16 protein-coding genes are annotated in these 18,653 nt (G+C 67.0%); 13 read left to right on the forward strand and 3 right to left on the reverse strand.

The features are described 5' to 3' along the window. Positions 1 to 196: 196 nt before the first annotated feature. Positions 197 to 688: a thioesterase family protein gene (locus tag HXS66_RS07135; RefSeq protein ID WP_084208007.1), complete on the reverse strand. Its 492-nt coding sequence runs from the start codon at positions 686 to 688 to the stop codon at positions 197 to 199. A gap of 180 nt (positions 689 to 868) precedes the next feature. Continuing rightward, positions 869 to 1,996 carry a YHYH protein gene (locus HXS66_RS07140; protein WP_176503169.1) on the reverse strand — a complete coding sequence of 376 codons (1,128 nt, stop codon included), beginning with the start codon at positions 1,994 to 1,996 and terminating at the stop codon, positions 869 to 871. A 344-nt stretch (positions 1,997 to 2,340) separates the two neighbouring features. Between HXS66_RS07140 and HXS66_RS07145 the strand changes: the two genes are divergently transcribed. Both HXS66_RS07145 and HXS66_RS07150 read left to right on the forward strand, forming a co-directional pair. Then, the gene (locus HXS66_RS07145) at positions 2,341 to 3,261 is read left to right on the forward strand and encodes a recombination-associated protein RdgC (protein ID WP_176503170.1); all 921 of its coding nucleotides are present in this window, start codon (positions 2,341 to 2,343) and stop codon (positions 3,259 to 3,261) included. Between the two features lie 54 nt (positions 3,262 to 3,315). Then, a complete protein-coding gene (locus HXS66_RS07150) occupies positions 3,316 to 4,572 on the forward strand; it encodes a 1-acyl-sn-glycerol-3-phosphate acyltransferase (protein WP_077375253.1) in 1,257 nt (418 codons plus the stop codon). 102 nt (positions 4,573 to 4,674) lie between these two features. Here HXS66_RS07150 and HXS66_RS07155 read toward each other — a convergent pair whose 3' ends face one another. Next, a complete protein-coding gene (locus HXS66_RS07155; protein WP_136938958.1) occupies positions 4,675 to 6,138 on the reverse strand; it encodes a TrkH family potassium uptake protein in 1,464 nt (487 codons plus the stop codon). Positions 6,139 to 6,567: 429 nt separating this feature from the next. On the opposite strand from HXS66_RS07155, the gene HXS66_RS07160 reads away from it, so the two are divergent. From HXS66_RS07160 to HXS66_RS07210, 11 genes are all read left to right on the forward strand, one after another. Further along, positions 6,568 to 7,275 (forward strand): beta-ketoacyl synthase chain length factor, encoded by a 708-nt coding sequence (locus HXS66_RS07160; RefSeq protein ID WP_176493488.1) that lies wholly within the window; start codon positions 6,568 to 6,570, stop codon positions 7,273 to 7,275. After that, complete coding sequence (locus tag HXS66_RS07165) at positions 7,275 to 8,120, forward strand: 1-acyl-sn-glycerol-3-phosphate acyltransferase (protein ID WP_176493489.1); 846 nt, start codon at positions 7,275 to 7,277, stop codon at positions 8,118 to 8,120. Before HXS66_RS07160 ends, HXS66_RS07165 begins: the two co-directional genes overlap by 1 nt. Before the next feature lie 160 nt (positions 8,121 to 8,280). Then, positions 8,281 to 8,550 (forward strand): phosphopantetheine-binding protein, encoded by a 270-nt coding sequence (locus HXS66_RS07170; RefSeq protein ID WP_077375262.1) that lies wholly within the window; start codon positions 8,281 to 8,283, stop codon positions 8,548 to 8,550. Beyond that, complete coding sequence (locus HXS66_RS07175) at positions 8,540 to 8,812, forward strand: acyl carrier protein (RefSeq protein WP_240499665.1); 273 nt, start codon at positions 8,540 to 8,542, stop codon at positions 8,810 to 8,812. Before HXS66_RS07170 ends, HXS66_RS07175 begins: the two co-directional genes overlap by 11 nt. Next, positions 8,809 to 9,420 (forward strand): hypothetical protein, encoded by a 612-nt coding sequence (locus tag HXS66_RS07180; RefSeq protein WP_176503171.1) that lies wholly within the window; start codon positions 8,809 to 8,811, stop codon positions 9,418 to 9,420. Before HXS66_RS07175 ends, HXS66_RS07180 begins: the two co-directional genes overlap by 4 nt. Then, positions 9,420 to 11,411, forward strand: coding sequence for an AMP-binding protein (locus HXS66_RS07185; RefSeq protein ID WP_176503172.1), 1,992 nt, complete (start codon positions 9,420 to 9,422; stop codon positions 11,409 to 11,411). Before HXS66_RS07180 ends, HXS66_RS07185 begins: the two co-directional genes overlap by 1 nt. Beyond that, entirely contained in the window at positions 11,408 to 13,357 is a 1,950-nt protein-coding gene (locus HXS66_RS17440) for a glycosyltransferase (protein WP_176503173.1), read from the forward strand. The genes HXS66_RS07185 and HXS66_RS17440 overlap by 4 nt, the downstream gene beginning before the upstream one ends. Before the next feature lie 137 nt (positions 13,358 to 13,494). Then, positions 13,495 to 15,102 (forward strand): histidine ammonia-lyase, encoded by a 1,608-nt coding sequence (hutH, locus tag HXS66_RS07195; RefSeq protein ID WP_176503174.1) that lies wholly within the window; start codon positions 13,495 to 13,497, stop codon positions 15,100 to 15,102. Continuing rightward, entirely contained in the window at positions 15,099 to 15,647 is a 549-nt protein-coding gene (locus HXS66_RS07200; protein ID WP_255303141.1) for an acyl-CoA thioesterase, read from the forward strand. The genes hutH and HXS66_RS07200 overlap by 4 nt, the downstream gene beginning before the upstream one ends. Further along, positions 15,647 to 16,222, forward strand: coding sequence for a LolA-related protein (locus HXS66_RS07205; RefSeq protein WP_176503175.1), 576 nt, complete (start codon positions 15,647 to 15,649; stop codon positions 16,220 to 16,222). Before HXS66_RS07200 ends, HXS66_RS07205 begins: the two co-directional genes overlap by 1 nt. Further along, on the forward strand, positions 16,219 to 18,615 hold the full coding sequence (locus HXS66_RS07210) for an MMPL family transporter (RefSeq protein ID WP_176503257.1): 2,397 nt from the start codon (positions 16,219 to 16,221) through the stop codon (positions 18,613 to 18,615). Before HXS66_RS07205 ends, HXS66_RS07210 begins: the two co-directional genes overlap by 4 nt. The last annotated feature ends 38 nt before the right edge of the window (positions 18,616 to 18,653 follow it).

The following is an 18,653-nucleotide window of genomic DNA, read 5'->3' on the forward strand; positions in this document are numbered from 1 at the left end:
AGGTTTCGGTCGCTACTGCAGCGCGGCAGTGGCGTGAAGCGGACACGGGGTGCCAGCTCCGCGGCACCGAAGTGGCGGGATTATATCACTTGCGCGCTCACCTAGCAGCTCACACGAGCCCGCAAACGGATGTCAGTACGGTAGTACGGCCTCAAGGGCACGCGGCCCACTGCCGCGCCCCTGTCGCTGACAGCGCTCATTGCGGCTCGGGCGACAGCAATGATACCAGCAGCGTGCCGATTTCTCCCTCCAGCGGCATGGCCCGTCCGGTCTGGGTATTCATCAGCACGAAGGTGAAATCCGCGCGGGAGACCAGTGCGCCGGAGCGCGGATGCACCTCGCCCATTCGAGTCTCGCCCAGATGGATCTCCTGATGCATGATCATCTTGCGCCGCCCGACCCGAGCGAGTCGCGTGGTGATCACCAGCTCATCATGCACGGTGGCCGGATAATGCCAGTCCAGATTGACATTGACCGCCACCATCGCGATGCCCTCGCGCTTGAGGTCCGCCAGGTCAAGATGCGCGAGCATGAACTCCCAGCGCCCTTCTTCGTAGAACTCCAGATACCGGGCGTTGTTGACGTGCCCATAGCCATCCAGGTGATAACCTCGCACCGTCAGTGTCGTGCGACTGAAAGTGCCGGCGGTCTCATCGGCGGCGTCCTGTTGACGGCTGTCCTGTTGCATCCTTGCCTCCTGTGCGGGAAACGGATGAGCCTGCTCGGCCCTCGTCATCAGATCTTAGGCCGGGCACGAGCAGAAAAACAAACGCTTGGTTGAATGATGGCGCCTGCCCTGCTCGCCATCCTGACAAGGCGGCGGGTTCTGCCACGGGCGATGCCCTTCACGTCCAGACCTGCAGGACGGCTACTCGCCGGGCGGGCCCTGCGGCGGCCTCTCGCCTCCCTCCTCGTCGAGGAAGTGCCCCTTCTCGCCCATGAAACAGCCGAAGATCTGGTTAACCCCCGGCGCGGAGGCGTGATAGTGATAGCCACGCACCGGGTCCGTCTCGCCGCCACAGTCATCCAGGTCAGCGGGTTCATTGCCGTCCTTGTCCTCTCTGGCATAGATGGCATAGCCATCCAGCGCATAGCCGATCATCGGCGAATGGCCATCCTCCTGAATGCCGATCTCGGAGCAGCCGGTGGCGGTGTGATAGTGATAGCCCTCATGCGGATTGGCATGCGCGCCACAATCATCGAGCACCCCCAGGGTGTGAGAGCTCAGGATCAGCTCCAGCGGTGCCGGCGGGCCGAACAGCACGCCATTGAGCGCCACGCCGGTGTTGGCGCGGCCGGCCAGCGAGGTCGGCTCGGCGGCCGGTACCGGCACCTTGGGGATCACGACAGTCTTCTCGATGCCGCCGCCCAGTTCCTCCAGCGGACACTCGAGACAGAAGTTGTCGAAGCCTTCGATGGGATTCGGGTTCCCCGCCACCTCGCAGCCACGCGCGCCATCGATCACGGTGACCTCCCCCGTGTTGACGTCGTACATCTGCCACTCCTTGTCATGATAGAGAGTGGCAAGATTCTTGATGAACTCGCCGTCCACCTGATAGAGGGTGCCCTCGCCATCCATCCAGGTGCCGCCCTCCTCCTCACCGGAATGGATATTGGGCGGACAGAAAGGCCCCTCCGGCGAGGTTTCCGGGTCCGCGGGCGCACCGGCCACGCGGAACTGATAGCAGGTCGTCTGCGTGCCGCCGCTCAGGGTGCAGTCGACGGTCTCGACCTCACCGACGATCGCGCCCGCGGCAAATATCTGAGGATCCAGTCCAACCGCCGCCGGGGCAGGTTCGCCGTCCGTGACTTCCTCTGCAACGACTGTCTCTTTCGTGACCGTTGCACTGGCCGCCGCCGTGCTGGCCGCCCTGTCGTGCGCGTCATCCTCCCCGCTGCAGCCGAACAGCAGCAGGGTCAGCGCCGCCAGCGTCAGCGGCCGTGCCCGTTTCAGCGCGCTCGCGCCCGACGCTCTGCTCTTCACAAAAGCCGCCACAACCGTCTCCTCAGCAGTCCCCACAGCAGTCTTCATAACACCGTCGTCGATCACTCTGCCGCCCTCCGCGTCTCAAGTCTGATGGTCTATGCCTGCGGGTCGATGCCTGCTGATCGATATCTGTCGGTCGATACCGCAAACCGCCAGACCGCGAACCGCCAGGTCGATCTCAGACTAGCGCCACAGCGTGCACACAGTATGTCTTTGCGCTCGCGCGCGATGGCCGGCAACCGCAGTGTGACGCAGGGTCACGTCCACGGCGGATGACCCGCCGCATGAGTTTCGCCATAATATGCGCCATTCAGACGGGCAGCCCCCGTTCACCGGACTCAAGGACTGGTCGCATGTGGTTCAAGAACCTGCAACTGTATCGCCTGCACGATAGCGCACCGCTGGAAGAGGGTCGTCTCGCCGACGCCCTGCCGGAGCATGTCTTCCGCCCGGTCACCGGCGTCGAAGCCAAGCGTATCGGCTGGGTGGCACCGGGCGGTCGCAACAGCGACATGCTGGTCCACGAGATCCAGGGCCATTATCTGATCAGCGCACTGCGTCAGGAACGTGTCCTGCCCACTGCCGTGGTCAAGGAAGAACTCGAGGAGCGAGTCGCCGAGCGCGAGACGGCGGAAGGTCGTCCGCTGCGTCGCCGCGAGAAGCTGACCCTCAAGGAGCAGATCTACGAGGAGCTGCTGCCACGCGCCTTCACGCGCTCCTCGCGCACTGACCTGTGGTGGGACAGCCGTCGCGGGCTGATCGCCGTCAATGCCTCGAACGCCAAGCGTGCCGAGGAAGTCCTCGACCTGCTGCGCCAGACGCTCGGCTCGCTCAAGGTCACGCCGCTGGCCGTCGCCCAGCCGCCCTCCCAGGTGATGACCACCTGGCTGAAGGACGTGGCCTCGCGTCCGGATGACCTCATCGTCGGTGATCAGGTCGAGCTCAAGGCGCCGGGCGGCGAGGATGGCGTGCTGCGCGCCCGTCAGTTCGACCTCGACGGCGAGGAAATCCAGACGGCGCTCACTCTGGGCCGCGTGGTCAGCAAGCTGGCACTGGAAGTCGAGGGCCGCGTCGCGTTGATCCTCGGCGAGGACATGGCGCTCAAGAGCCTCAAGTTCGCCGATGCCGTCATCGATGAAGCCAATGCCCAGGAGGATGGTGAAGACCCCATCCTGCGACTGGAGACCGACTTCGCGCTGATGGCCCAGGTGCTCTCCGGCGTGATCGAGCAGATGACCGCCTGGCTGGGCGGCGAAGCTCAGCCGGGAAGCTGAGCGCCCCCCCCCTTCTTCTCTTCTCAAGAATGACAATCCGGATGACGTGCGTCGATGACTGACACAGCAACGCCCAAGCCTGCCACGCCTGACGAACAGGACCCGTTCGCCAGGATTCGCCCCTACCACGATCACGAGGTAAGTGAGGTACTGGTGCGCCTCGAGCAGGACCGCGAACTGCTCGACACCCTGACTCGCTTCCGCCTGCCGGGACTGACCCAGCGCTTCCCGTGGCTGGCGCGCCAGATCGCTCGCCTGGCCATCAAGCGCGAGATGATGGGCGTGAAGGACGTGGCCAGTTTCCAGACCCGCATCGCCAGCTACATGGCGCGCATGATCCATACCACCACCACCAGTTTCGAGACGGTGGGACTCGAGCGGCTGTCGGAAGACACGCCGTATCTGTTCCTGTCCAATCACCGCGACATCTCGCTGGACCCGGCCTTCGTCAACTACGCGCTCTATCGCCACGGCCGCGACACGGTGCGCATCGCCATCGGCGACAACCTGCTGCAGAAGCCCTTCGTCACCGACCTGATGCGCCTCAACAAGAGCTTCATCGTGCCGCGCTCCGCCAAGGGCAAGCGCGCGATGCTGGCGGCCTACCAGTCACTGTCGGGCTATATTCGTCACTCCTTGATCCACGATCGGCACTCCATCTGGCTGGCCCAGCGGGAAGGGCGTGCCAAGGATGGCCGTGACGGCACCGAAAGCGCCATCATCAAGATGCTGACCATGGCGGCCCGCACCGCCGACAAGACACGCCCCTTCAGCGAGAGCGTCAGCGAGCTCAACATCGTGCCGGTGTCCATCAGCTACGAATTCGACCCCTGCGATCTGCAGAAGGCGCGCGAGCTGGCGGCCATCGCCAATGAAGGGCGCTACGAGAAGGTGCAGTACGAGGACATCCAGTCGATCGCCGCCGGCATCAGCGGTCACAAGGGGCGCGTCAAGCTGGTATTCGGCGAGCCGCTCAAGGGCGATTTCGCCACTCCGGACGACGTGGTCGCCGAAGTCGACCGTCAGGTACTCCAGCACTACACCCTCTACCCGAGCCACCAGCTGGCACTCGAGAAACTGGCTGCCAGCCGTCCGCAGCTGCGTGACGAGCCACGCCTGGCCGCCGCGCTGGATGTCTCCGCCATCAGTGGTGCCGAGCGCGCCGTGTTCGAGAATCGTCTCGCCGGCGTGCCGAGTGAGCTCAGGGACTGGTGGCTGGTGCAGTACGCCAACCCGATCCTCAATCGTGAAGGCCTGTCCATCGATCTCGACGAGAAGCTGGACGCCGCCGAGGCCACCGCCACCGACTGATCCCGCTCACGGGATACCGCCCTGGACACGACAACGCCACCGTCCTGCGACGGTGGCGTTGTCGTGTCTGGCCGCTTCATGCAGCCTGCTGCCGGCGAGCGCCTACTTGCGCCAGAAGCTGGGCGAGAACAGCACCAGCACGGTCAGGATCTCGAGGCGCCCCATCAGCATGCCGATGCACAGCAGCCATTTGGCGCTGTCAGGCAGCGGTGCGAAGTTGCCGGCCGGGCCGATGATGTCCCCAAGCCCGGGGCCGACGTTGGTGACGGCGGTCACGGCACCGGTCACGGCGGTCACCAGATCCAGCCCGATCAATGACAGCGCCAGTGCCAGCCCGCCGATGGTGATGAAGAAGAAGAACGAGAAGGCGATGACCGCGCGCACCACTTCATCCGGCAAGGCGCGCCCGTTGTAGCGCTGGGAGAAGACCCCGTTGGCATGGATCAGCGAGCGCAGGTGATTGCCGAGCATGATCAGGCCGATCTGCAGGCGGAAGATCTTCATGCCCCCGCTGGTGGAGCCGCTGCAGCCCCCGACGAAGGTCAGATAGAAGAAGGCCACCACCGCGAAGGGCCCCCAGGCACTGTAGTCATCGCTGGCATAGCCCGTGGTGGTCACCACCGACATGACGTTGAAGGTCACCTGGGTCAGCGCCGTGAAGAGGTCCTCCCCCAGCACGACGCGATAGAGCGTCAGCGCCGCGATCACCCAGCCCAGCAAACGCAGGAAGCCGCGCACCTGGGCATCGCACCACATCACTCCGGCACTGTCCTGCCAGGCGCGGATGAACAGCACGAAGGGCAGCGCCCCCAGCAGCATGAAGGCGGAAGCCATCCACAGCAGATGCGGGCGATCGGAATAGATGCCCATCGAGCTGTCGTAGTTGGCGAACCCGCCCGTGGCCAGCGAGGTCATGCCATGCACCACGGCATCCAGCGGCAGCATGCCCCCCAGCCAGTAGCTCAGGATCGCCAGCAGCGTCAGCCCCACGTAGACCAGCCCGATCGCCTTGGCGACACCCCCGGCACGTGGCAGCACCTTGTCGGACCAGTCCGAGGATTCGGTCTGGAACAGACGCATGCCACCCACCTTCAGGAACGGCAGGATCGCGATGGCCATCACGATGATGCCGATCCCCCCCACCCACTGCATCAGGCCCCGCCACAGCTTCAGGCCATCCGACAGTCCTTCGATGTGGGTCAGCACGGTCGAGCCGGTGGTGGTGATCGCCGAGACCGACTCGAAGACGGCATCGGTGACGCCCAGGTGGGTCGCGCCGAAGATCAAGGGCAGACTCGAGTAGGCTGATACCAGCACCCAGCTCAGGGTCGTCAGCACGAACATCGCGCGGGGCTTGAGCTGCAGCTCCACCTGGTGCGAGACCAGCAGCATCACCAGAGCCGACCCCAGCGTGATGCCCAGCGATATCGCGAAGGCCCATGCATCCGCATCGCCCTCTTCCAGCAACAGCAGCAGCGGCACCAGCATCATCACCGCCACCACGCACAGCAGCAGGCCGAGCACCCGGACCACCGGCAGCCACTCCGTCACCTGCAGACGGCGCATCAAGGCGGCACCGTGGCCACCCGCTCTCGCCTCCCTCGGCGTGCTCATGACGTTGCCTCACGCATGATCGGCTTCATTACCCATCCTCACCCTTCGTTATGACCACCAGAAGGCATGACAGGACCGCCCGGCAGGCGCACACGCCCCCGCTGCCGGCGCTCCCATCGCCCTCAGGCCCTCGGCCTCTGGCTCGCTGAAGCGACACCTTACACCGTCATCGCGGGCAGTCCAGTGCTCATGCCCGCAAGGCGCCCAGCGCGCGGTGGCGCGAGGCGCCGGGTCCGCGACGTCTCACTCGGGCGGCACCGGGCATTTGTCCACCAGAGCGCCAACGCTCGGCCTGATGGGCCGCTGGCTTGGGCTGGCCGTTTCCCCTGCGGTACACTGAGGCTCCAATATGGCAACGATGCGTTCACGGACAGGAACCTCATGCGTCTGACTGATTGGCGAGCCTGGCAGGCGAGTGCGACACGCACGACCCACGACGGTCGCACCGACATCACCCCCTCCCCGCGTGCCGAACAGGTACCGGCGATGCTGCGCCGCCGACTGAGTCCGGTCGGGCAGGCATGCTGCAAGCTGCTGTTCACCCTCGACCCTGAGGGCGATCTGCCGATCATCCACGCCTCCCGACATGGCGACACCAGCAAGATACTTGCCCTGCTCGACTCGGCCACCCAGCCGCAGGAAGCCTTGTCACCCGCACGCTTCTCGCTCTCGGTGCACAACGCCATCCTTGGCATGTACTCGATCACGCGTCAGTCCCATCAGCCGCTCGAGGCGCTCGCCGCCTGCGGTGACGAGTTCGATGCACTGATGAGCGAAGCGCTCGGCTATCTGGGGGAGCGGGAGGAAGTCATCGTGCTGTTCTCCGATATCGCCGCGCCAGAGGCCTTCCAGCACCACGGCGACTATCCCGAGCATGCCAGTGCCGTCGCCATGCGCTTGAGCCGCACCTCGCCTGAGGCCCCGCGGCTCGCCGCCTTGCCAGTCGACGCCGAGGAGCCGGCCCGCCACGCCCCGACCCCCATCGAGGTGATCGAGTGGCTGGAAGCCGCCGGACAGACACCGCTCGTCTGTCGCCGGCAGGCCTGGCAACTGAACCCTCCTCCCGCCACTGACGCCGCGCCGCAGTGATGACGCCTCGTCATGCCTTCTGGCTATCCTCCCCCCTCGGGCGCCTGTGGCGTGGCATCGCCACCGCCATCAGCTTCAGCGTCTTCGGGCTGGGTGGCCTGCTGCTGGGGGGGCTGCTGCCCCTGCTGACAGTGAGCATGCGCGATGGCGAACGCCGCCAGCGCCTGGCGCGCCGCATCATCCATCACGCCATGCGCGGCTTCCTCCAGCTGATGCGCGGCCTGGGTGTGCTCGACTACCGTCTGCACGACTGTCAGCGTCTGCAGCGCCCGGGGCTGCTGGTGCTGGCCAATCACCCCACACTGATCGACGTGGTCTTCCTGATCGCGCTGATCCCCCACGCCGACTGCGTGGTCAAGGGGCGTCTGGCCCGCAACCCGTTCACTCGCGGCCCGATCCGCGCCGCCGGCTATATCACCAACAACGAGCCACAGGGCGTGCTGGATGCCGCCCGCGAGAGCCTGGCCAAGGGCAACGCCCTGATCCTGTTCCCCGAGGGGACGCGCAGCGTGCCGGGCCGCGCCCTGAAGTTCCGTCGCGGCGCCGCCAACATCGCCCTGCGCACGCCCTGTGACATCACCCCGGTGCTGATCGACTGCCAGCCCAGCACGCTGACCAAGGGCGAGCCCTGGTACCACATCCCCGCGCAGCGCGTGATGCTCAATCTCAAGGTACTGCCGGACATGGCCCCCGAGGTCTCCCGTACACAGGAGCAGGATGAGCCGGAGGCGCCGCTGTCCCGGGATGCCCGCGAACTGACCCGCCAGCTGGCGGGCACCTTCGCCACGCAGCTCGAGCGTTTCCAGCAGGCCATCGCGGAGCCTGACAGCCCCCATCAGGCATGAAAGTCTGTGCAGGCAGGCCAGGCATGAGTGGCAGACATGTCACGAATGCATGCCGCAGATTCATCCAGATGGCATATCTGCCGTTATTGAATGACTGACCCCCGACATCATCGCTGATCCATGGATCAACGACCCTGACGCGCTAGAGAGAGGATTTCCCATGAGTGATACCACCTCGCTGGAACTGGAACTCAAGCAGCTGATCATCGATACGCTGGAGCTTGAAGACATCACCCCGGACGACATCGTCGCCGATGAGCCGCTGTTCGTGGACGGCCTGGGGCTGGATTCGATTGACGCCCTGGAGCTGGGCCTCGCGCTGCAGAAGCGCTACGGCATCACCCTGGATGCCGAATCCGAGGACACCCGGGCCCACTTCGCCAGCCTCAACGCGCTGCGCGAGATGGTGGAGGCCCGTCGTGAGCGCTGATCAACCGACCCCCTCCCGCGAGGAGATCTACGCCCATGTCCGCAGCACCCTGATCGAGCTGTTCGAGATCGAGGCCGCTGACATCCACCCCGAGGCGCGCCTCTACGAGGATCTCGACATCGACAGCATCGATGCCGTGGACCTGGTGGTCGAGCTCAAGAAGTTCACCGGCCGACGCATCGACGCCAACGACTTCAAGAGCGTGCGCACGCTCAACGATGTGGTCACCGCCGTCGAACAGCTGACACAGCGCCAGGCATGACGCCGTCGTCCCCTGACAGCCGCACGCGCCCCGCACTGAGCAGGGTGCTGCTCAGCGTGCTGGGCATCGTGGCCGCTCTTGGCTGGCCACTGCTGGTCTACGCCCTGCTGTCGCGCCTCACCGCAGACAGCGGCGCGGTCAGTGGACACTCGTCGCCCTGGGTGTGGGCCTTGATCCTGTTCGGCGCCCTGCTGATCCAGCGCCTGCCGCTGCATCTAGCACTGCGCCTGGGTCTGGCCGCCCTGCTGGTGGGCATCAGCGTGGCGAGCGAGGCCGAACTCGGGCTGCGGGCCTATCCGGTACTGGTCAATCTGGCCATGCTCAGCGTCTTCGCCACCAGCCTGTGGCGCGGCATGCCGGTGATCGAGCGCCTCGCACGCCTCAAGGAACCCGACATGCCCCCTGCCGGCGTGCGCTACACCCACCAGGTCACCCGGGTGTGGTGTGCCTTCTTTCTCTTCAATGCCAGCATCGCCGGCTGGACGGCCCTGCATGCCGACCTGGCGACCTGGACGCTCTACAACGGCCTGATCAGCTATGTGCTGATGGGCCTCCTGTTCGGCGGTGAATGGCTGGTTCGCCGTCGCCTGCGGAGTTCACACACCTGATGCCTGACTCATCTCCCGTCAGCCCGGATACGCCGGTCACGTCGCTGTTGACGCAGCATGTCTGGCGTCAACTCGCCGAACAGTCACCCGAGGCGCCGGCCTGCTGGCTGGCCATCCCCGGTCACCCACTGCGCGCATTGACGCGTGCCGAACTGATGGCGCGTGTGGACGCCTGGCATCACTGGCTGGACTGCCTGCCCGGTGATCACGACGCCCGCCAGCCCGGTGCGCGCTGGGTGCTGTTCCAGCCCACCACGCTGGGCGCCTGCGTGCAGCTGCTGGCGCTGTGGGAACGCGGCATGCGGGCGATCCTGCCGGGAGATGACCGCCCCGAGACCCTGGCACGTCTGGCGGGCGACAGCGCCGGCCAGCTCCCCGAGACCACCGCCGATGGCTGGCCACCGGGACAGCCCGCCCCTGCAGGTACTGCCGCGACGGCTTCTGCCCCTGCCCCTGTACGACCGGATACCACGCCCGATGCCGCACGCATCGCACTGGAGCTTTGCACCTCCGGCTCCACCGGCGAGCCACTGCGCATCGCCAAGCGCTTCGACCAGCTCGAGGCCGAACTGGCCGTGCATCGCGCGCTATGGCCGCTGGCGACAGGCCCTGATACAGCCCTGGCGTCCACGCCGGACACCGTCAGCCTCAGTCAGGTCAGCCATCAGCACATCTACGGCCTGCTGGTCTCGCTGCTGCGTCCGCTCAGCGAAGGCGTGCCGTTCCTGAGCGAAGCCTGCCACTACCCGGAGCAGCTGGCCGCCGCCATCGCCCAGCTTTCCGGGCTTGGTCATCGCTGCCAGCTGGTCAGCTCTCCGGCCCAGCTGGCGCGTCTGCCACAGACCGATGAACAGACGCCATCCGCCGCCCCTCTGGCGGAACTCGGTCAGGTATTGCGGGTCTTTTCTTCGGGCGCTCCGCTGCCGGCCGAGGCTGCCCGTCATGCCGAGGCCAGCCTGAAGGCACCGGTGATCGAGCTCTACGGCAGTACCGAGACGGGCGGCATCGCCCGGCGCCGCCAGCAAGAGACAGCCTACTGGACGCCGCTGCCGGCAGTGGAGATCACCTTCTCGCCGGGCTTCGCGGTGCGCTCGCCATTTCTGAAAGCGCCTGATCAGTGGTGGCAGCAGGCCGACAAGGCGGCGCTGGTGGAGGACGCGGCAGAGGGTGACGACGCACGGAACGCGGCGCCACGCTTTCAGTTGCTGGGGCGCAGTGATCGGCTGGTCAAGCTGGCCGGCAAGCGGGTCTCGTTGAGCGCGGTGGAGCGCTGCCTGAGCGAGCAAGCGGAGGTGCTTGAAGTGCGTTGCCTGCCGATGCCCACGCGTGAGCATCGCCTGGGCGCAGTGGTGGTGATGGATGAGTGCGCGCTGCCGCAGGATCACGCCAGCCGCCGCGATCTGATCGCCCGCCTGCGCCGCGCGCTGATGCCGGGCTTCGAGCGCATCGCCCTGCCGCGCTACTGGCGCTTCGTCACGCGCCTGCCGCTCAATGCCCAGGGCAAGTTCACCGCGGACTCCATCGCGCGGCTGTTCGCCGATCTCGATGATCCGCGCCTGCCACGCTGGCTGGGGGACACCTCCAGCGGGCCACAGCAGAGCACCCTGGAAGCCGAGGTGCCTGATGGTCTGGTCTATCTCGACGGCCACTTCGCCGCCCAACCGCTGGTGCCGGGCGTGGTGATGCTCAAGTGGGCACGCGAGCAAGGCAGGACACTGCGGGTGAACGGCGTAGGCATGGACGATGCGCCCTTTCTGCGCCTGGAACGCCTCAAGTTCTCCAACCTGCTGCTGCCCGGCATGCGCTTCACGCTGAGCACTCACCTGCTGGAAGACGCCCAGGGCCTGCGCCTCGACTTCCGGCTGGAATCCCGCGCAGGCCTGCATGCCAGTGGACGGCTGCGTCATGGTCAGCCGCATGCTCCGGACGTCACCCGCGATGACGGGCCCGCGGCCACCCCATCCCCCCATTCCACCTCGGAGGCGTCATGAGCCAATCCCCTGCGCCTGTGAGCGACTCGCAGCACGATTCTGAGCAGCATCTCTCTCGCCAGAGCGCCCCTGAACAGAGCAACGCCCTGCGCGCCTGCGTGGTGATCCCGGTCTACGATCACCCCGCCACCATCGCCGGCGTATGTGCGGGCCTGGCACCGCTCGGCCTGCCCATCGTGCTGGTGGATGATGGCTGCAGTGCCCCCTGCGCCGAGGTACTCGATCAGCTGGCGGCCGAGGGCCATCACCTGGTGCGTCGCACGCACAACGGCGGCAAGGGAGCGGCGGTGCGCAGTGGCCTGCAGGCTGCCGAGCAGCTCGGCTTCACCCATGCCCTGCAGGTGGACGCCGATGGCCAGCACGATGTCAGTGACCTGCCCGCCTTCCTGAAGGGCATGCAGGACAATCCCGACTGCCTGCAGATCGGCTATCCCGAATACGATGCCAGCGTGCCGCGCATCCGCTTCTACGGTCGCTACGCCTCACATGTCTGGGTATGGATCAACACCCTGTCACTGGCCATCCGCGACACCATGTGCGGCGTGCGCCTCTACCCGCTGGCCGCCACCAATCGCCTGTTGGCGCGCAATGACTGTGGCGATCGCATGTCCTTCGACACCGAGGTACTGGTGCGCTGGTACTGGGCCGGGGGCGAGGTGGCCAACCTGCCGGTGCGTGTCAGCTACCCCACCGGAGGCGTCAGCCACTTCCGCCCCGGCCACGACAACCTGTTGATCAGCGCCATGCATACCCGCCTGTTCTGCGGCATGCTGCTGCGCTCGCCGACACTGGCCTGGCGCACGCTGAGCCGCCGAGGCGGCAAGCGGCAAACCGCCCACGCTCAAGATGACGCGCTGACGGATGGCGAAGACCGTGCAGCACAGACCGCCGACGACAGCGTCGCGCCCAATCACTGGGCCCGCCTGTCCGAAACCGGCTCATTGAGCGGCATGCGGCTGATGGTGACGATCCGCCGTCGGCTCGGGGCCTGGCCGTTTCGCATCGCGCTGTTCCCGGTGCTGATGTGGTATTTCCTGCTGCGCGGCGTGGCGCGACGTGCCTCCTTCGATTACCTCAGACGCCTGGAGCCCGGACTTGGCGGCGTGCGCCTGTGGGCCAGAAGCTTCGCCCACTTCATGCAGTTCGGCGAGGCGATCATGGACAAGGTCTCGGCCTGGAGCGGCGAGATTCCGCTCTCCTCGCTGACCGGCACCGGCCCGGAAGACCTGCGCGATGCCGCGCTGCGTGGCGAGGGCGGCATCATCCTCGTCGCCCACCACGGCAATCTGGATGTGATCAATGCCATCGGCGAGCGTCACGACATCGACCTGTGCGCGCTGGTGCACACGCGTCACGCCGAGAAGTTCAACCAGTTGCTGGAACAGGCCACCGGGCGCAAGCCGCCGCAGATGATCGAGGTCAGCGAGATCACCCCCGCCACCGCCATGGCGCTGGGTGACCGCGTCAATCGCGGTGGCTTCGTGGTCATCGCCGCGGACCGCGTGCCGATTCCCCCCGAAAGCGTGGCGGCAGAACGGGAAAACGCGAGGGGAAGCGAGCGGGAGAGCGTGGAACAGAGCGCCGTCACCCGCGCCCGTGTCCAGCACTGCGACTTCATCGATCAACCTGCGCCCTTCCCCGTGGGCCCCTTCATGCTGGCGGCGCTGCTGCGCTGTCACGTCTACACCCTGAGCTGCGTGCGCGAGCAGGGTGGTGCCAATCCCCGCTTCCGGGTCGATTTCGCGCCCTTCGATGACAGCCGCGCCGTCAAGCGCAGCACCCGCGAGGCATGGATTGAGCAGGCCATGCAGCGCCATGCCGGTCATCTCGAGGCGCGTGTCAGACGCCACCCGCTGCAATGGTTCAACCTCTTCGACTTCTGGCACCAGGCGCCCGACGTCCCGACCTCTAGCGAAGGTGCCTCGGAGTCCGAGCGAGTGACCTGACGGCTGGCGCGTCACCCCGTCTTTCTCAGTTTCAGGTTCAGATTCAGGTTCAGGTTCAAGCTCAGATTCAGTTTCAGTTTCAGATTCAGTTGTCCGGCATTCCGTCTTTCAGGCTCTCGGCTTTCAGGTACCTCGTCATGTCATATCCCGTCTCAACCACTGCCCCGGCGCTGACGCTCGACGGCAGTGATATCACCCTCGAGCAGCTGATCGACGTCGCCGAGGGCCGGTGTGGCGTACGTCTGAGTGATGCGCCGGCCTTCCGAGCACGCATCGAGGCAGGCCCCGCCCTGCTGGAACGCCTGCTGGAGGAGGAAGGCGTGGTCTACGGCGTCACCACCGGCTACGGCGATTCCGTGACCCGCGCCGTGCAAGGTGCCGACGACCTCGAGGCCCTGCCACGCCACCTCTATACCTTCCACGGCTGTGGCATGGGCGCGGACCTCGATGTGGTCAGCAGCCGCGCGGTGGTGATGGTGCGCCTCGTCTCGCTGTGCCGTGGTGTCTCCGGGGTCAGCCTGGCGCTGCTGGAACGCCTTGTCTGGCTGCTCGACCACGACATCCTGCCGCGCATTCCCGAGGAAGGCTCGGTGGGCGCCAGTGGCGATCTCACTCCGCTGTCCTATCTCGCCGCCGTATTGTGCGGCGAGCGTGAGGTGTGGGTGCGCCCCGGCGCAGGTCAGCCACATGCGCTGCGCCCGACCGCTGACGTCTTCGCCCAGCACGGCCTGACACCCTATGTGCTGCGCCCCAAGGAAGGCCTGGCGCTGATGAACGGCACCGCCGTGATGACGGCCCTCGCTGCACTGGCCTTCGGTCGCACCTGCTACCTCAGCCGTCTGAGTGCGCGCATCACCGCGCTCAGCGTGCAGGCGCTGGAAGGCAATCCCTACCACTTCGATGCCGACCTGTTCGCCGCCAAGCCGCATCCCGGTCAGGCCCGCGTGGCGCAGTGGCTGCGTGATGATCTGGCCCACCCGGCGGCACCGGAGGTCGATGCCACACCGATCAACTCACCGCGCCTGCAGGACCGCTACTCGACGCGCTGCGCGCCCCACGTCATCGGCGTGGTCGAGGACAGTCTCGACTGGTGGCGCCGCTTCCTGGAGACCGAGCTCAACAGCGCCAACGACAACCCGCTGATCGATGTCGAGGCCGGCAAGATCCTCCACGGCGGCCACTTCTACGGCGGCCATGTGGCGATGGTGATGGATAGCCTCAAGACGGCGGTCGCCAACCTGGCCGACCTGCTCGACCGCCAGCTGGCCCTGCTGGTTGACAGCCGCTACAACCGTGGCCTGCCCAGCAATCTCAGTGGTGCCACGCCGGAGCGCGCGCCGCTCAACCATGGCTACAAGGCGGTGCAGATCGGTGCCTCGGCCTGGACGGCGGAAGCCCTCAAGCTGACCATGCCGGCCAGCGTCTTCTCGCGCTCCACCGAATGCCACAATCAGGACAAGGTCAGCATGGGCACCATCGCCGCGAGGGATGCCCTGCGCGTGCTGGCGCTGGTCGAGCAGGTCGCCGCCGCCACCCTGCACGCCGCCGCACAGGGCTGTGAGCAACGCGCCGCCATCGCCGGCCACACCGCCACGCCGCCGAGCCTGGCGGCCTTCGTCAGCGAGCTGCGCGAGGACATCGCCCCGCTCGAGGAGGACCGCGGCCTGGAAGCCGACCTGCGCCTGCTTTGCGCACGCATCCGTGAGCGCCACTGGGCCCTGAGCGCAGACGAGGCCCACGCATGAGCGAGCAGACAGCCACGAGCGAGAAAAACGCCATGAACCAGCCCGCCGAAACGCCGATGCCCAGCGCCACGGTGGAAATGGAAGTGCCCTTCCACGACGTCGACATGATGGAAGTTGCCTGGCACGGCCATTACGTGCGCTATCTCGAGATCGCCCGCTGCAAGCTGCTCGACATGCTCGACTACAACTACCCGCAGATGCGCGAGTCAGGCTATGCCTGGCCGGTGATCGACCTGCGCCTGCGCTACGCGGGCCCGGCGCGCTTCGGCCAGCGCATCGCCGTCACCGCGCGCCTGCGCGAGTGGGAAAACCGCCTCAAGCTCGATTACGTGATCCGCGATGTCGAGAGCGGCAAGCGCCTGACCCGTGGCCATAGCGTGCAGGTCGCCGTCGGACTCGCGGATGGTGAGATGCTGCTGGCCTCGCCGCCTGCGCTCAGCGAGCGGCTGGCCGCCTGGCAGGCCAGCCAGTCACAGACCAGCCCGTCACAGACAGCCGACAAGGACGCGCCTGCCACCCCGCCCCCGACACGAGGAACGCCGTGATGACGTCACGCCTTGCCATTGCCGCCACTACCCTGCTGCTGACTGCCAGTGCCTTCGGGGCCAGCGCCGCCGAATTCGACGCCCGCGCCCTGACCCAACAGCTGGCGCGCACCGCCCCTGTCTGCGGTGATTTCCAGCAGACCCGCTGGCTCGAGGATGTCGGCGCACAGCTCAAGAGTCGTGGCCAGTTCCATCTGATCGGGGATCCGAACGCGCCCGAAGGCCTGGTGTGGGACACCACCTCCCCCATCGAGGACCGTCTCGAGATGCGCCCGAATGCCAGCGAAGGCCCGGACGGCGAGCCACTGCCCGCCGACCAGCAGGCGATGGCGGAGCTGTTGGTCAACTTCTTCCACGGCGACTGGCAGGCGCTCGAGGAGCACTTCACGCTCCAGCTCACCGGCAGCGCGGATGACTGGCAGGCCAGCCTGACACCGCGTGATGCCCGTCTGGCCGAGGCCATCGAGCACCTCGAGATCGAGGGTGGCAGCTGGCTTGACCACCTGACCCTCACCAGCGGCGACGGTGACCGTCTCGCCCTGACCCTGACACCGCGCGATCAGTGCCCCGAATGACAGGGCGCGGCGACTCGCATGACACGGGGCTGGATCGCGCCGCCTGGCGCTGGCTGTGGGCCGGCGTGCTGCTGCTGTGCGCGGTGCTGCTGGCCGGGAAGCTCGCCCCGCAGAGCCCATGGCGAGGCGCGATCGACACCCGCATCACCGCCATGCTGCCAGCGCAGGAACGCAGCCCGTTGGCCGCGCGCGCCGAATCGCTGGAGGACACCGCCAATCGGCTGGTGATTCTGGTCGGCGCACGCGATGCCAGCGCCACGTCACTCAAGCAGCGTGACGCCGCCGCCCAGGCGCTGCGTCAGGCGCTCGCCCCCCTCGCGACGCTGGATGACGGCAAGAGCCTCAAAAGCCTGCGCCTGCCGGCCGAGGTCCAGCCAGCCCTGATCGCCCCGCGGCTTGCCGAGCTGAGTGACGAGCAGTGGCAGGCGCGCGCGCTCAGGCAGCTGTTCCAGCCCGGCGGCCAGCGCGACCTGATCCATGATCCCTTCGGTCTCGCCGGCGCCTGGCAGGACTGGCTGACACCCGCCAACCTGTCGCTGTCCGGCGGCCAGCTGTTGCTGCGCGCGCCGACGTCAAGCGGTGAGCAGCCCGGCAACGGCTATCGGCTGATCAGCGCCACCCTCACCGGCAGCGCCTACGCGATGGGGGATCAGCAGGCGCTGGAACAGGCCGTGGATGGCGTGAAGGCCGACTACCCCGACGTCAGGCTGCTGCGCTCCGGACTGGTCTTCCATGCCAGTGCCGGGGCGCAGCAGGCCAGACAGGAGATGTCGACCATCGGGCTCGGCTCGCTGATCGGCGTGCTGCTGTTGCTGTGGGCGGTGTTCCGCACCCCGCGACGGCTGCCGTTGCTGCTGGTACCGGTGGCCACGGGCGTGCTGTTCGCGCTGCCGCTGACCTGGTGGGCCTTCGGCAGCCTGCACGTGCTGACGCTGGCCTTCGGCGCCAGCCTGATCGGCATCTCCATCGATTACGTGCTGCATCTGGAATGCATGCGCCGCCTGGCGACGACAGACGGTCGCGGCGGACTCGCCGCGCTGTGGCCGGGCCTGACGCTGGGGCTGTGCTCCAGCCTCGCCGCCTATCTGGCCATCACCCTGACGCCGATGCCCGGCCTGCGCCAGATGGGCATGTTCGCCGCCCTCGGCTTGCTCGGCGCCTGGCTGAGCGTGCGCCTGTGGCTGCCGCGTCTCTCGCTGCCGGAGGATGCCACCCGCAAGGATTCCCCCGCCGCCCGCGCTGCAGGATGGCTGGCACGCGTACTTCCCGGCAGGCGCAGCTGGCAGGCGCTGGGTCTGCTGCTGCTGGCCGCGCTGGCAAGCCTCTACGCCCTGCGCAGCGATGACCGTCTCACTCAGCTCAACCCCTCGCCTGCGTCGCTGATCGATGAGCAACGCGAGGTCCAGCGCCTGCTCGCCGAACCGAACGGCCTGCGTTACCTGATTGTGCAGGCCGAGGATGGCGTCGCGCTGCTCACGCGCCTGCAGGCACTGGAAGACACCTTCCAGCAGCTGAATGCCCAGCAGCAGCTGGGGCACTGGGCGAGCCTCGCCCAGCAACTGCCTACGCTTGAACAGCAGCAGGCCAATCTCAGCGCCATGCGTGAGCGCACCCGCACCCTGCTGCCCCAGGTGCTTCATCAGGCGGGCCTGCCCGCCGCGCTGGTGAAACGTGCCGAGCAGGCCATCGAAAGCGCCCATCCGTTGCGCCCGGCCGACTGGGTCACGCTGCCTGCCGGCGAGATGGGCCAGCGACTGTGGCTCGACTCACGCACCGCCGCCATCGGCATCGTGCGCTTTGGTGACGTCACGGCCGAGGGTAGCGCCGCCCTGGCACGCCTCGCGGCAGGCGATGACCGCCTCGAGTACGTCGATCAGGTCGCCAGGCTTTCGACGACGCTCGGCAGCATTCGCAGCGAAATGGCCTGGCTGGTCAGTGCTGCGGTGGTGGTGATCAGCCTGCTGCTGGCGCTGCGCTATCGCCGCAGCACCTGGCGCGCCCTGCTGCCGCCGCTGGGCGGACTGGTACTGACGCTCGCCGCCCTGACGCTGGCGGGCGTCGGCCTCAACCTGTTCCACCTGCTGGGCCTGCTGCTGGTACTGGGGATTGGCCTGGATGCAGGGATCTTCTGTGCCGAGCATCCCGCGCGCAGCGCAGAGAAAGGTAATCCCGCGCGCAGCGCGAATGACAAAACCGAACAAGGCAACGCAGAGGCCACCGCCAGTCGCGCCTCGCAGGCCAGTCTGCTGGCGATCTCGCTGTCATGTGCCTCCAGCCTGCTAGCCTTCGGATTGTTGAGTTTCAGTCAGACACCGGCATTGGCCGCACTGGGGCTGGCCTGCCTGCTGGGGCTGACGGCCACCTGGTGCCTGGTGCCCTTCGCCCGCAGTTGAGGCGATCTCGTCACGCGGGCCAGACGGAGGCGGGAACA

The organism is Cobetia sp. 5-11-6-3 (assembly GCF_013374055.1).
Classification (GTDB): domain Bacteria; phylum Pseudomonadota; class Gammaproteobacteria; order Pseudomonadales; family Halomonadaceae; genus Cobetia; species Cobetia marina.

What these genes read in the sequence shown, in the direction of transcription:
- HXS66_RS07135 (WP_084208007.1), bottom strand. Translation starts at nt 688, where the DNA reads ATGCAACAGGACAGCCGTCAACAGGACGCCGCCGATGAGACCGCCGGC.
- HXS66_RS07145 (WP_176503170.1), top strand. Translation starts at nt 2,341, where the DNA reads ATGTGGTTCAAGAACCTGCAACTGTATCGCCTGCACGATAGCGCACCG.
- HXS66_RS07150 (WP_077375253.1), top strand. Translation starts at nt 3,316, where the DNA reads ATGACTGACACAGCAACGCCCAAGCCTGCCACGCCTGACGAACAGGAC.
- HXS66_RS07155 (WP_136938958.1), bottom strand. Translation starts at nt 6,138, where the DNA reads ATGCGCCGTCTGCAGGTGACGGAGTGGCTGCCGGTGGTCCGGGTGCTC.
- HXS66_RS07160 (WP_176493488.1), top strand. Translation starts at nt 6,568, where the DNA reads ATGCGTCTGACTGATTGGCGAGCCTGGCAGGCGAGTGCGACACGCACG.
- HXS66_RS07165 (WP_176493489.1), top strand. Translation starts at nt 7,275, where the DNA reads ATGACGCCTCGTCATGCCTTCTGGCTATCCTCCCCCCTCGGGCGCCTG.
- HXS66_RS07170 (WP_077375262.1), top strand. Translation starts at nt 8,281, where the DNA reads ATGAGTGATACCACCTCGCTGGAACTGGAACTCAAGCAGCTGATCATC.
- HXS66_RS07180 (WP_176503171.1), top strand. Translation starts at nt 8,809, where the DNA reads ATGACGCCGTCGTCCCCTGACAGCCGCACGCGCCCCGCACTGAGCAGG.
- HXS66_RS07185 (WP_176503172.1), top strand. Translation starts at nt 9,420, where the DNA reads ATGCCTGACTCATCTCCCGTCAGCCCGGATACGCCGGTCACGTCGCTG.
- HXS66_RS17440 (WP_176503173.1), top strand. Translation starts at nt 11,408, where the DNA reads ATGAGCCAATCCCCTGCGCCTGTGAGCGACTCGCAGCACGATTCTGAG.
- hutH (WP_176503174.1), top strand. Translation starts at nt 13,495, where the DNA reads ATGTCATATCCCGTCTCAACCACTGCCCCGGCGCTGACGCTCGACGGC.
- HXS66_RS07200 (WP_255303141.1), top strand. Translation starts at nt 15,099, where the DNA reads ATGAGCGAGCAGACAGCCACGAGCGAGAAAAACGCCATGAACCAGCCC.
- HXS66_RS07205 (WP_176503175.1), top strand. Translation starts at nt 15,647, where the DNA reads ATGACGTCACGCCTTGCCATTGCCGCCACTACCCTGCTGCTGACTGCC.
- HXS66_RS07210 (WP_176503257.1), top strand. Translation starts at nt 16,219, where the DNA reads ATGACAGGGCGCGGCGACTCGCATGACACGGGGCTGGATCGCGCCGCC.